This is a genomic window from Methanobrevibacter sp., assembly GCF_045539575.1.
Taxonomy (GTDB): domain Archaea; phylum Methanobacteriota; class Methanobacteria; order Methanobacteriales; family Methanobacteriaceae; genus Methanocatella.
In genome coordinates, this window is sequence record NZ_JAZQFM010000028.1 from 25,950 (window position 1) to 39,509 (window position 13,560).

Below are 13,560 nucleotides of genomic sequence, written 5' to 3' on the forward strand. Positions count from 1 at the left end.
AACTAATATTAGTTTCTTTTTTTGTCATGTTTCTCATGATTGGTGTAGTTAGTGCAGCTGATGTATCAGAGGACACTATTGCACAAAATGACGAGGCATCTTTAGGTGATCTTCCTGAAGTTCAAATTATTCCGGAAATGGATTTGAATATTGATCCGGGTGCTTTAAGTCCTGAAGAAACCGTTGTTGCTGATAGCAATGATGATGACAAAAACGTAACAGAAATATATGTAAATGACACAGGTGATGACTCTAACGTTGGTTCAGCCCAAAGTCCTTATGCTTCAATTCCAAGAGCAATGGAAGATGTTTCTCCTTCTGACGATGTGGTTATTCATTTAAGCCAAGGTATCTTTTCACCATGTGAAGATGAATACCTGTTTTTAGGTGATTTAAATCACCGTGATAATGGTGGAAGTTTAACATTCATTGGTGCAGGTGCCGATAAAACTTTCATTGATGGGGAATCCGAGAAAGGATTTTTATGGCTGGAATATGGATCCAACATAATTCTTAAAGATATAAGTTTTATTAATTTAATGGGTTTTATGGGCTCTTTAATGATTCAAGATTCTGATTTAACAGTAGAAAACTGTATTTTTAAAGACACTACATCTCTTGAAGATGGTGGAGCTATTTTTAGTATGGGTGACAATAACTTAATTGTGAAAAATTCACAGTTCATTTCAACTTCTGCTGAAGGGGGGGATGGAGCAATAACTTTCCTTGGGTTATATGCATATTTGGAAAACAATACATTCATTGGCACTCAATCCAGTTATAGTAGCGCAGCATGTACTATAAATCCAATAAATGATGCAATTGTAAAAAACAATAAATTTGAGAATATTGTTTCAGATGCACAATATGTTGTGCTTGTATCTAGTTCAAATAATATTGAAATGACAAATAATACCTTTGTAGAGTGTTCCGTTTCAACTATTGTTTCACTTATAGGTGATAATTGTGTTTGGGCAAATAACTCATTCATTGATTCAACTTTCGATTATTCTCTTGTCGATGCTTATAGTGCAAAATTGAATAATCTTAATTATGAAATGGACACTTCCCTTATTAATGTAGGTATTAATGAAATTAATAACGGTGTTTCAGTCCCGGTCAATATCACTGACGATATGGGAAATCCTATTAGCGCAGGCTTAGGTTTCAATTTCATCGGTGAAGAAAATACTTACACTTATTCTGCTGGTTTAAGAAATGGTGTAGCTACAATTATATTTTCTACAATCCCTAAAACCGGTATTTATAATGTAACTCTTTCCAATGGCGTGTATACTAGTGAAGTTTTCACAACTGCTAATGTCACCTTGCCTGGTGCCGTTGAGTTGTGGGTTTCCCCTAAAGGATTTGATGGAAATAACGGTACAAAAGAAAATCCGTTTGCAACCATTCAACATGCAATCGATGTTGGTTTTGAAAATACCTTTGAAGTAATTGTCCATTTGCTTGAAGGTACTTATTCAGCAGATTCTAATAATGTTGAGTTAACTATCGCAAATAAAGGTAATCTCCAAATCATTGGTGAAAAATATGGTGAAACCATCATTGATGGAAATAATACAAGTTGGTTCCTGTTAGTCCGCAATACTCAAGTAACTGTTGAAAACTTAAAATTCATTAATGGGGTAGCAACTGGTAGAAATAACTTAATTACAGGTAATTTCAATTTGCTTTTAAAAGACTGTATTTTTGATAATAATACTGTAAAAAGTACTAATGGATACACTTTAAACAATGTTATTTTAGATAATTTGACATATTCTAATAATTATGGAAGAATATATCTTTATGATAGTTTTTCCACTGTAGAGAAAAAAATATCAAATTCAGTGTTTATTAATAACTCTTTCATTGATAGAAATTATGCTGGAATTTTCCAAGCAGGTAATATAATTGTTGAAAATTCAAAATTCATTAATAATACTGCAACACGATATGTTATTTCAGGATTCTCAAAAAGTAAAAATAATTATTATGCTAATAACCATGCATATAGTTTAGTTGATACTTATAATCAAATTCACCAAATAGCTATAGTTATGGTAGGTTCAACATCCACTTTTGAAAATGACACTTTTGAAAATAATAATGCTACATTTAATGGTGTATTTTACAGTGCAGGAAGTGAAGGCAGTCTTGTCAATTCTAGCTTCATAAATTGTAGATTTATTAACAATTCAGCTTCAAAAGCAGGTGTAGGTACTCTTGCTGGCGGAGCATATTTCGATAATTGTCTATTTGCAAACAATTCCGCAGATGAATATGGTGGTGCACTTCTGTTATTACCAAATGTTGTTTCTGCAGGCAAAGTCGTCATTATTAACTCAGTATTCGACAATAATATTGCTAAAATTAACGGTAATGATATCTATCTGGACAAACAAAGATTTGATAAACCTGAGTATCTTTATTTAATCGAGTTAAATATTACTTATTCCGATTTAAATGTAACTGGCTTAGTCGATAACTTTAACGCTACTGTTTATGGTCCTTGTGGTGCACAAGTTGGTGGCAGTTCACTTAGCTTTATCATCGATGGATTTAATGCAGGTTCTTCAGAAATCATTAACAGTCAATCAACTTTACAATACGCTGGTTTTGAACAAGGCAACTTCATTTTAACCGGTGATATTGACAAAGGAAATAATAACATTATCAACAATGGTACTATTATGGTTAATTTATCCGGAGTTTTAGATAGTGTTGAATTCTGGGTATCTAATAGTGGCAGTGATAAAAATGGAACAGGTAGTAAAGACAATCCATTCAATTCAATTTCCTATGCTGTTGGCGAAGCAACTAAAAATTGCCGTAATATTGTTATCCATATTATGGAAGGTACTTACACTGGTGATTTAAACACCGGATTAATACTTTCATCTATGAATAATCTTACTTTAACCGGTGAAGGCATGGATAAAACAATAATTGATGGTAATGGTACTTCATCCTTTGCTAGAATAACAATGGGTAAAAATAAAGTTGTATTCTCAAACATGACTATTATGAATATGGCTGCTACTGGTGAGGATACTAAAATCAATCCGATTTATGTTGATTCAGATGCTAATTTATGTTTAGATACAGTTAATATTACTAAATTTACTTCAAATATTCACGGTGAAGGTAATATTTTAGTTGATAACTCCGTATTTAGTAAAAATAAAGGATTAATAGGTTCTTCTGGTCTTTTATACATTAATAATTCATTGATTACATCATCTACAGGTAGTATTGGCAGTAATGTTGTTATAAATAACTCTGTGATTAAGGATATTATTACAGGCTATCAATTCACATTAGTTTCAGGAGTTAAATGTATAATTGAGAATACTTTAATCTCCAATGATTGTAATAATGAGTCTTTAGTAGAGTGGGGTATTGGTGAAGCAGATTCCACATATAATCCTGCTGTTGCAGTAATTTCATCTAATGTTTATATGAATAATGTAACTGTTATAAATAACTATGGTTCTCCAGTATATGAATCCATGTCAGGTTATGGAGCAGGTAATCAATTAGCTGCATTTGGATATTTATATGGTAGTGGTGGAAAAAATATAACAGTTTACAATTCTTCATTTACTAACTTCAGATATATTTGGTGTGTCAATACTTATGGATTGTTAAACTTCACATTTGATGGATGTGTATTTAATAATATTAGTATGATTGCACAATCTCAGACTACAAATCTTGAGTATACCGATGGTTTAAATTCAATATTTGTGATTTCTAACTCTGCATTTATTAATACGGCTCCTGCTATTGATAGATACAACCGTGGTGATTGTCCACATCCTAATTGTATTTTTAATGACAATTACTGGGGAAATAATTCAGCACCTGTTGTTTATTATGTAAACTGTCCTAAAAATCAGGATCCTTCATTCGCTCCAGAAACTTGGATTACATTATATTCTGAAGACGAACAAACTATAATTAAAAACGTTACTGACGGCGAAAACTCTACTACTTACTTAGGAAACGCTCCTATCAGAACTGATTATGCTGATAACAATGGTGCTCTTGATTATGCTGTTGTTTTCGGTCCTGTCGGTTACTTGTTTACTACTGATGATGAGAAAAACGTAATCTTCAATGAAAGTGAAGCTATGTATCCTTTCGTTGCTGCTGATCCTATGGATTACAGAACTCCTTCTGTTATCACAATAACCGGACTCTCCGGTGATTTGGGTATTGTTGGTGTTTTGGTTGACATTGTAGGCAATCCTATTGCTAACGCTACTATCTCTTCCATAGTCGGCGGTGAAAATATTGCTAACGTAACCACTGATGAAAACGGTGTGTTCACTGTTAAAGGTATTAAGAACGGTGTTTTAACAATTCTCTTCAATGGAACCATTGATTACTTCGATACAGAGTACAATATGACTTTCACAAATGCGGGCAAAACAACCAAGTCTTTCATAAACTTCGACACTATTGAGTCCGATTTGGCTGTTAATGGTACTCTGGTTGACGATGAGGGCAATCCTATCGCTAACGCTGTAATCACATACACTTTAAACGGAGAAAACGCTACCAATGTCACTACTGATGCAAACGGTGCTTTCAAAGTTCAAGCTGCTCCTAATGCTGTTTTGGATATCTTATTTGCCGGTAATGAGGGTGCTGATCCTGTAAACGCTTCAATTACTATGAAGGATGTTGCTCCTACCAGTGTTAGAGTTGGAACTCAGTTCAATGTGACTAGCGGTTTTGCTTTGGATGTTTATGCTGTTGATTATAAGGCTGGTGAAAGAGGAGCTTACTTCAATGCTCTTTTAACAGATGCCAATGGAAATCCTATCACCGGCGCTTTGGTCCAGTTCGGTATTAACGGTTACGTTCACAATAAAACCACTGATAATGTTTCCGGTGTAGCCAGCCTTCAGATTAACCTTCAAAAGGCTAACGATTACACCTGTGCATTCGTATTCCTGGGTAATGAAACACACAACGCTACATTCGTATCTGCTATGATACATGTGAACAAGAAACCTATTACTATCAGTGCTGCTGCTAAGTCATATAAGGCAACTGCCAAAACCAAAAAATACACAGTTACTTTAAAAACCATCAAAGGATCTTCCGCTGACGGTAAGACTTACCTCAAGTCCGGTAAGAAAGTGACTATGAAATTGAACGGCAAGACCTACACCGCTAAAATCAACGCTAAAGGTCAGGCTACTTTCAGCATTAAATTGACTAAGAAAGGCAAATACACTGCTAAAGTAAGCTTTGCCGGTGACGACACTTACAAATCAGCAAGCAAATCCGTAAAAATAACAATCAAATAAAGTGAGACTAACCATCTCACTAACTTTTTCTTTTTTTCAAGTAAAATTCCACAGTTTGATGTATATCCACATTTTAAATCAACTTAAAAAATAATAATCCTTGATGTTAATGTCAAATGCGATTGATATAATTATGGGTTACATGTAAAAATATCAAAATTATTAACCACTTTTTGCTTTAAACCACTATCCAAATCGTCGTGATTTTTTGATTCCAATCATAAGTTAATTAAAGTTTTCAATATCTAACGGTCATGTTGCAGGGCTTTTTTCCTGCAATATAGATATTGACTGTTATGCAATGCTTTTTTTTAAAATCTGAAAAATCATTTCACCTTCAATATAAAAGAATTCGCGAATTTTTTTCAAAAACAAAATATTTAACATATATATAATTTAAAAATTATCTTATGACAGACAAAATGTTCATGGGTGCATCAACTAAGCAAGGCCTGGATATTGCCAACAAAAGTAGGGAAATAATCCGTGGCCTTATTGGAGATGATGTCAAAGATTTAAATCCTGCCGAAAGAGACATTGTTGAGAGGATTGTTCACTCCACAGCTGATCCTGAATATGCAAAATTAGTTAAAATAAGCCCTGATTTTGTAGATGCAGCTATGGATTCCCTAAAAAATAAGGAAACCATTTTAACCGATATCAACATGGTTAAATATGGGATTACAAGATATGAAGGGGAAGTTGAGTGCTATATCAGAAATGAGGAAGTAATTAGGATTGCCAAAGAAGAGCAAATCACAAGGGCTGCGGCTGCAATGAGATATGCTGCGGCAAACGACTTTGAAGGAATCGTTGTTTCTGGTAATGCTCCAACTGCTGTTTTTGAAGCTATGGATTTATACCAAAAAGGCGAAATGAACTTAAAGGCAATTGTAGGAGTTCCTGTTGGTTTTGTAGGAGCAGCCGATTCAAAAGAGGCGCTGCACAATTCCGATATTCCCAACATCATTGTTGAAGGGCCTAAAGGCGGAACACCGATTGCTGTTGCTTGCGTAAATTCATTAATCCAACATTTATAGTGTGATATAATGTATTCTGAAGAATTGTTCAATGAATCTAAAAATTATTTTCCAGGTGGAGTAAACTCTCCTGTACGTGCTTTCAAGCCTTATCCGTTTTTCGTTAAAAGCGCAGGAGGATCCAAACTTACAGATGTTGACGGAAAAACCTACATCGACCACTGTCTGGCTTACGGACCTTTAATTCTAGGTCATGCCGACCCTAAAGTCGTAAGGGAAGTTTCCAACCAGCTGACCATCGGCACTGCCTACGGAACTCCAACAGAAAACGAAATAAAACTTGCTCGGGAAGTTGTCGACAGAATCCCTTCCGCCGAGATGGTGAGATTTTGTAATAGTGGAACTGAAGCCACAATGAGTGCAATCAGGCTTGCAAGAGGTTACACCGGAAGGGACAAGATAGTCAAGTTTGAAGGCGCTTACCACGGAGCTCACGATTATGTGCTGGTTAAGGGCGGTTCCGGAGCTGCAACACTTCCTGACAGTGCGGGCATTCCGGTCGACACAACCAAAAATACATTGTCAGTGCCGTTCAACGATGAAGAGGCCCTGGCTGAATTGATAGAAAAAGAAGGCGAAAACATTGCATGTATCATCATGGAAGTTGTTATGGGCAATGTAGGCTGTATTGAACCTAAACCAGGATTTTTGGAATTTATAAGAAAGATAACTGAAGAAAATGATATAGTTTTAATTTTTGATGAAGTGATTACAGGTTTTAGAGCATCCAGAGGTGGAGCTCAGGAATACTATGGAGTAACTCCGGACCTCACAACCTTAGGTAAAATCGTTGGTGGAGGTCTTCCTATGGGTGCGTTCTGCGGTAAAAGGGAAATCATGGAAATGATTGCACCTCAAGGTCCTGTCTATCAGGCAGGTACATTTTCAGGAAACCCTGTATCTGTACAGGCCGGTATTTCAACATTGACACAGCTCGATGATGCATTTTACAAGGAGCTTGAAAGAAAAGGTAATTTCCTTAGAGGAAACATACAATCCATCATCGAAGATGAGGAATACAACATCCAACCTGTCGGGCTTGCATCAATGTTTCAGATTTACTTCAACCCTGCACCGGTATACAATTACGCTGATGCACAGGAATCAGACAGAAGACAATTCTTAAGATACTTCAAGTCCCTGCTCAAACAGGGAATATTTATCCCTCCGTCCCAGTTTGAATGCAATTTCATTTCAAACGCACACACAATGGAGGACATTCAAAAGACCTCAGATGCAATAGAAATTGCACTCGGTGAGGCATTCAAGAAAAGAAGAAGGTAATACAATGGAAATAGACTTTAAGGAAGTGGCATCATACATAGTCATTCTAGTGATTGTTCTGATAGCCGCTCAGCATTTGAACGTCGTCGTTTCAGGAAGTATGGAACCTGCATTCTACAGGGGAGATATTGTCCTTGTAGAAAAGGCGGATTTTCTGGGAATACATGAATTCGACCCTAAGGATGTCAAGGTCGGAGATGTGGTCGTTTATGACGCCGCATGGTATAACCAGCCGGTAATTCACAGAGTCATCAATATTGTTGACATCAATGGAACCACGATGTATGTAATAAAAGGGGACAATAACGGTTCTCCTGATCCGTATTATGTTAAAGCAGACCAAATAACAGAAAAGGTCGTTACATTCGGCGATAATTTGGTCATCATTCCAAAAGTTGGTTATCTGTCCCTCTGGTTAAGAGGATTATAATTATTAAGGTGAGTTAATGTATTTTGAAATTGAAAAACAGGCGATTGAAGCTATAAACAAGGCTTTAGATCAATATGATGTAGAAATTGACAGGGATTTCAAATTGGAATTCCCTCCAAATCCAGATTTGGGAGATTTGGCAAGTACCATTGCCTTCGCTCTCACTAAAAAATTGAGAACCTCCCCTCCGGAAGTCGCAAAGGATTTAGTTGAAAAGATTGAAGTTCCGGAAATCTTCACCAAAGTCCAAAACTTCGGACCTTACGTGAATTTCTTTATCGATTACAATAAGTTCTCAAAAATGCTTCTTGAAAAGGTGGATGAAAACTATGGTCAGCTTCCTGCATACGACGAAAAAATCGTATTGGAGCACACTTCAGCTAACCCTAACGGTCCGCTTCACATCGGACACATCAGAAACTCCATTTTCGGAGATTCCCTTTCAAGACTCCTCAAACTTGCAGGAAGAGATGTAATCACCCAATATTACGTAAACGATATGGGAAGACAGATTGCAATCATCGTGTGCGGAATAACCGAATGCGGCCTTAAGATTGAAGACTATGAAGGTGACAAGATTGACCACAAGATTGGTAAATTATACTTCGATGCAAACAAGGCTGTAGAGGAAGATGAGGCTTTAAACGCTAAAGTTGATGAATTGATTCAAAAATATGAGGAAGGATCTGACGAAGAGCTCAACAAGGTCTTTGAAGATGTCGTTTCAAAATGTATTTCAGGAATGAAGGAATCCCTTTTAAGAATGAACATCAAGCATGACGATTTCGTATGGGAAGGACAATTCGTCAGAAACGGTGAAGTCGACGGTCTTGTAAACTACATCCAAAGGGAAGGATTTACAAGGGAAAACGATGTACTGTACATTGACTTGACCGATTTCAACATTGAAAAGGAATTCGTGCTCAGAAGGTCCAACGGAACATCACTTTACTCCACCCGTGACCTTGCATACCACAAGTACAAAGCTACCTTAGGTGACACAGTACTCGATATCCTTGGTTCAGACCACAAATTAGCTGCAAAACAGATTAAGGTTATCTTTGAAGAAATATTCAGACAGGAAGCTCCTGAAGTAATATTCTATGAATTCATCACACTTCCTGAAGGTTCAATGTCCACCCGTAAAGGAAAATTCGTATCAGTTGACGAGTTAATCGATGAAGCTGTCCTCAGGGCTCATGATGAAATCAAGTCAAGAAACCCTGACCTGTCCGAAGAGGAAATCGCACCTATGGCTGAAGAGATTGGTGTCGGAGCTATCAGATTCTTCATTGCAAAACTCTCCCCTGAAAAACACCTGACATTCAAATGGGATGAGGCATTAAGCTTTGAAAGAGGTTGCGCATCCATCCAGTACGCTCATGCAAGGGCAAACAAATTGCTTCAAAAATCAGGTAAGGACATCAGCTCTTTGGAAGTTGCTGACGACTGGACTCCTGATGAAGCCGAACAGGACCTAATCAGGCAAATAGCTAAATTCCCACAGGTTGTTGAGGACTGTGCCAACAAGAAAAGGGTTCACAACATCACACAATACTGTCAAGATTTAGCAGGTTCCTTCAACAAGTTCTACAAATCCGAACAGGTTATAGGTTCCGATGTTGAAGATACCAGATTGATTTTGGTTGACAGAGCTAAAACTACAATTAAAAACGCTTTAGATATTTTAGGTGTATCAGCACCTGAAAAAATGTAGATGAGTTGTTAACTCATCTTTAAATTCTTTTTTGGAATAACTTATTTTATCTGATTTTTACTTAATATAATAATTTTTAATACTTTATTTTATTTAATTTAATTTTATAATACATATTTTGGATTAAATATTATTTTTATCAATGTTTAACTATTTTTAAATTATTTTAATATTTTTTAATTTTTCACAATTGAATATTGACCTCAAATATTGGAAATATTTAAATAATTTTGATGACAAACTATACTCTACACGTGAAGAGGTGATTTTTCATGAGTACTGTTGGTTCCAGACTGAAGAGATTAAGAGAGGAAAACGGCTATTCGCAAAGGCAGCTTGCTGAATATTTAGAAATTGACCAGAGCAACCTTTCCAAAATAGAAAACGACAAGAGAAAATTGAATTTGACATTGTTGGATAAAATTCTATATCTGTACAATTGCACTCCCGATTACCTTTTGGGAAAAACTGATGAATACAAGAAACAAAAAATTGCATTTAAATCAGGAAAGGATATTGATTTGGAAGTAATTGCTAAAATCAATCAGCTAACATACCATCTAAGCGTTTTAAGAAGAGAAGATGAAGGAAATAATGCCGTTCAAAGGCCAAAATTAAATATTAATCTAAAAAGGAAGTTTGGGCTTGATGAATATTGTCCAATAGATATTTTTAATTTGCTTCCCCAAAAGATTCCAAACTTGACAATAGTGTGGTTTCCAATGAAAAGAAGTGTGAGTGGGTGCTGTTTTAAGGATGAGATTGATTCAATTATATTGGTTAATTCTTCCCATTCCAAAGGACGTCAAAACTTCACATTAGCTCATGAATTATATCACCTGTTGGACAATGATGAGAATTTTTTCATCTGTTCGGATGGGTTCAAAGACGAAATTGAGAAGAAAGCTGATGAATTTGCATCTAATTTTTTAATGAGTGATTTGGCTTTAAACGATTTCATTGAATCAAATAATATTGATGATTGGACTATTGAGGATATAATTAAATGTGAACAGCTATTTCAATTGGACCACAATGATTTAATCCGTCGATTGTATAATAAAGAGTTAATTGACGAATCTCAATTTGCCGAATTTTCATTCAATATAGTTGACAAGGCTGCAAACTTAGGTTATGATACTTCATTATATGAACCAACAACAGGTGAAAGGGAGTATTATTCAGTGGGGCACTTGATTCCTCTTTCAAATAAAGCATACTTCAGTAAAATTATTTCTAAAGGAAGAAAAAAGGATATTTTACTAGATATTTTTAGAGATGACATAGCATATAGTTAATATCTCAAAACATACTCATATCATCATTCAAAAAACATTACAAAAAAGAGAAAAAATGAAGATTTAATCCACATAGTGAATGTAATCTTCTTTTCTAGGCAATGGTTCTGGTGTTTCCATATCAGGATATCCTAATACTACATGGCCGATTCCCTCATAGCTTTCAGGAATTCCCCATTCTTTCAATAGTTCTTTTCCTTTTTCGGATGAAAATTCCTCACGTGCCCTGTGAATCCAGCATGATCCCACACCGACTGCATGAGCGGCATTTACAAGCACTGAAAGCACGCTTGCACCATCTTCAACATAAGTTGGCACTTCACTGTCTGCCAAAACGATTAAAAGAGTTTTTCCGCCGTAAAACGGATCCATATCTTCAGGCATTTCAACAGGGAAATATCCTCTGTTCCAGTCTGAAAATTCCTTGATTGTTTCAGGGTTTTGAATAACAACTATTTTTGGGGATTGCAGACCTCTGCCTGTAGGGGCGTATGTTCCCGCTTCCAAAATTGTTTTCAACTCTTCGTCAGTTATCTGTTCGTCCTTGAATTTTCTGATGCTTCTTCTTGTCTTTAAGTCTTCTATAGTTTGGTTCATATCAATTCCTCGCTGATTTTTCTAAGCGTTTTTATGAAATTATCGTATTCCTCATCGGTTATGCTTTCTTTAAGTATTTCGTCCCATTTTTCATCGTAGTCCATTACTTTCCGGGCGCCTTTTTTGCCTTTTTCAGTCACTCTGATTATCTTTTTTCGTTTGTCCTTTATTCTTTCGATGAATCCTTTGTCTTCAAGTTTTTTAAGGTTTCTTGTTATTGTGCTTTCATTCAAATGGAACGCTTCTGCCAGCTGCTCCTGACTTATCCCTTCATTTTTGTATATCTTTATTAGAAGTGGATGTAGGCCAAAGCTCAAGCCTTCCTCCTTTACGATGTCGTTTATGAATTTTGCATGTTCCCTGTAGATTATGGAGATGAACGGTGCTGTCGGAACATCCTTATCAAACGCCATGGTCCCTACCTCTTATGAGTCTGTTGATGTATAGCTCGATACATGCATAACATATCAGGGATCCGATTCCTCCGCCCAGAAGCATTCCGTAGTATATTCCGGTTTCTCCCATGTGGAAGACAAATCCGAGTACATATGCAAAAATCAGCACCAGCACGAACTCTCTGAATGCTGTCAGTATGAATGAAATTGACCCTTTTCCAACTCCCTGGAAAACATTACCTGCACTTGCACCGAACGGCACATACAGGATAAACAGGCACATAATCTGGATGAAGCTTGCAATCAGTGGCTCCAATTGTGCGCTGCTTTCTGAATATGAGAACACGAATGCGATTTGATTTGCAAATACATTCAAGATGATGCACACAATTATTGAAGCAATAAGAGCTATTTTTACAGCATATCTTGCTGTAACCCTCAGGTTTTCATATTTTCTTGCTCCGAATGCAACTCCCGCAACTGAAATTGATGCGGTACCGACCCCTATTGCCGGAAGCATTCCCAAGTTAATAATTCTCCAACCTGCAGTATAAACTGCAACTGCAACAGGTCCTGAAACGAGTGTTAGCATGAAATTGACGACAATGGTTAGAGCTGACAGTATTAACTGCTCTAAACTTGCGGGGATACCTACAACAAGGATGTCCTTGTACATGCTTAAGTTGTTGTGGAAGTATTCCCTTCCGTATTTAAGGTAGGTGTCCTTCTTAATCAGCATCCAGTAAAGCATTGCAACAATTGAAAGGATGTGTGCCAGAACTGTTGCCCATGCCGCACCTGCAACTCCGAGTCCGAATGTGTAGATGAATATCGGGTCTATGCACATGTTTATTATTGCTGTGATTGCTATCGGAAGTGTTGCCCTTTTTACGTCTCCTTCAGCCCTGAAAGCCCCTCCGAATATTGGAGGCAGAAGCATTGCAAATGAAAATGAAAATATGATTATTCCATATTCCATGGCATAGCTTAAGACACTGGTTGCACCCATCACCTTAAGCAAAGGCTCCAGAAATACCAGCAATATTATTGACACTGCTATTGAGAGAATTATTCCCAAAATCAGGTTGTGTATTGCCGCATTGTTTGCTGATGAGGTATCTTCTGCTCCGATGTAGCGTGAAATCAGTGAGTTACCACCGGCTCCGATACCGTTTCCGATTCCAATCAGAACCATGAAAAGCGGTGTAATGTATCCGAGTGCTGCCAATGGCTCTGCACCCAGTCCTGCAACCCAAATACTGTCGATGATGTTGTTTGCAAAAATCAGAAACATACTTGCAATAATTGGGATTGACAATTTGTTGATGGCCTTTTTAGGGTCCCCTGTTATCATTTCAATGTTTGAATTTTTCTCCATAATTAACCTCTCTTGCATATGCAATTATACACTTGTATATGCAAGTGTTTGTATATAATATTTTCCATTGAATGATATTAAAAAAAGAAAAAAAGTT

At 36.5% G+C, this 13,560-nt stretch carries 9 protein-coding genes; 6 read left to right on the top strand and 3 right to left on the bottom strand.

All coding sequences use genetic code 11. From position 1 onward, the window contains the following. Positions 1–35: 35 nt before the first annotated feature. The 6 genes from ACKI30_RS02930 (at position 36) to ACKI30_RS02955 (ending at position 11,093) form a co-directional block, all read left to right on the top strand. Complete coding sequence (locus ACKI30_RS02930; protein WP_407409752.1) at positions 36–5,324, top strand: hypothetical protein; 5,289 nt, start codon at positions 36–38, stop codon at positions 5,322–5,324. A 410-nt stretch (positions 5,325–5,734) separates the two neighbouring features. After that, a complete protein-coding gene (locus ACKI30_RS02935) occupies positions 5,735–6,364 on the top strand; it encodes a cobalt-precorrin-8 methylmutase (RefSeq protein ID WP_292738837.1) in 630 nt (209 codons plus the stop codon). Positions 6,365–6,373: 9 nt separating this feature from the next. Next, complete coding sequence (gene hemL / locus ACKI30_RS02940; RefSeq protein WP_407409753.1) at positions 6,374–7,648, top strand: glutamate-1-semialdehyde 2,1-aminomutase; 1,275 nt, start codon at positions 6,374–6,376, stop codon at positions 7,646–7,648. Positions 7,649–7,652: 4 nt separating this feature from the next. Further along, the gene (locus tag ACKI30_RS02945; protein WP_292739146.1) at positions 7,653–8,078 is read left to right on the top strand and encodes a signal peptidase I; all 426 of its coding nucleotides are present in this window, start codon (positions 7,653–7,655) and stop codon (positions 8,076–8,078) included. A 16-nt stretch (positions 8,079–8,094) separates the two neighbouring features. Next, positions 8,095–9,795, top strand: coding sequence for an arginine--tRNA ligase (gene argS / locus ACKI30_RS02950; RefSeq protein WP_295162025.1), 1,701 nt, complete (start codon positions 8,095–8,097; stop codon positions 9,793–9,795). 272 nt (positions 9,796–10,067) lie between these two features. Beyond that, positions 10,068–11,093 (top strand): helix-turn-helix domain-containing protein, encoded by a 1,026-nt coding sequence (locus tag ACKI30_RS02955; protein ID WP_407409755.1) that lies wholly within the window; start codon positions 10,068–10,070, stop codon positions 11,091–11,093. A 63-nt stretch (positions 11,094–11,156) separates the two neighbouring features. On the opposite strand, the gene ACKI30_RS02960 is transcribed toward ACKI30_RS02955, so the two are convergent. From ACKI30_RS02960 to ACKI30_RS02970, 3 genes are read right to left on the bottom strand one after another with little or no spacing between them, the layout of a single operon-like run. Continuing rightward, positions 11,157–11,690 (bottom strand): nitroreductase, encoded by a 534-nt coding sequence (locus tag ACKI30_RS02960; protein ID WP_330008877.1) that lies wholly within the window; start codon positions 11,688–11,690, stop codon positions 11,157–11,159. Continuing rightward, positions 11,687–12,103 (bottom strand): MarR family winged helix-turn-helix transcriptional regulator, encoded by a 417-nt coding sequence (locus tag ACKI30_RS02965; RefSeq protein WP_407409757.1) that lies wholly within the window; start codon positions 12,101–12,103, stop codon positions 11,687–11,689. Before ACKI30_RS02965 ends, ACKI30_RS02960 begins: the two co-directional genes overlap by 4 nt. Beyond that, a complete protein-coding gene (locus ACKI30_RS02970) occupies positions 12,093–13,463 on the bottom strand; it encodes an MATE family efflux transporter (RefSeq protein WP_407409759.1) in 1,371 nt (456 codons plus the stop codon). The genes ACKI30_RS02965 and ACKI30_RS02970 overlap by 11 nt, the downstream gene beginning before the upstream one ends. Between the last annotated feature and the right edge of the window lie 97 nt (positions 13,464–13,560).

Coding starts and splice junctions, on each gene's coding strand:
- ACKI30_RS02945 (WP_292739146.1), top strand. CDS start 7,653: ATGGAAATAGACTTTAAGGAAGTGGCATCATACATAGTCATTCTAGTG.
- ACKI30_RS02935 (WP_292738837.1), top strand. CDS start 5,735: ATGACAGACAAAATGTTCATGGGTGCATCAACTAAGCAAGGCCTGGAT.
- ACKI30_RS02965 (WP_407409757.1), bottom strand. CDS start 12,103: ATGGCGTTTGATAAGGATGTTCCGACAGCACCGTTCATCTCCATAATC.
- ACKI30_RS02960 (WP_330008877.1), bottom strand. CDS start 11,690: ATGAACCAAACTATAGAAGACTTAAAGACAAGAAGAAGCATCAGAAAA.
- ACKI30_RS02930 (WP_407409752.1), top strand. CDS start 36: ATGATTGGTGTAGTTAGTGCAGCTGATGTATCAGAGGACACTATTGCA.
- ACKI30_RS02970 (WP_407409759.1), bottom strand. CDS start 13,463: ATGGAGAAAAATTCAAACATTGAAATGATAACAGGGGACCCTAAAAAG.
- ACKI30_RS02955 (WP_407409755.1), top strand. CDS start 10,068: ATGAGTACTGTTGGTTCCAGACTGAAGAGATTAAGAGAGGAAAACGGC.
- hemL (WP_407409753.1), top strand. CDS start 6,374: ATGTATTCTGAAGAATTGTTCAATGAATCTAAAAATTATTTTCCAGGT.
- argS (WP_295162025.1), top strand. CDS start 8,095: ATGTATTTTGAAATTGAAAAACAGGCGATTGAAGCTATAAACAAGGCT.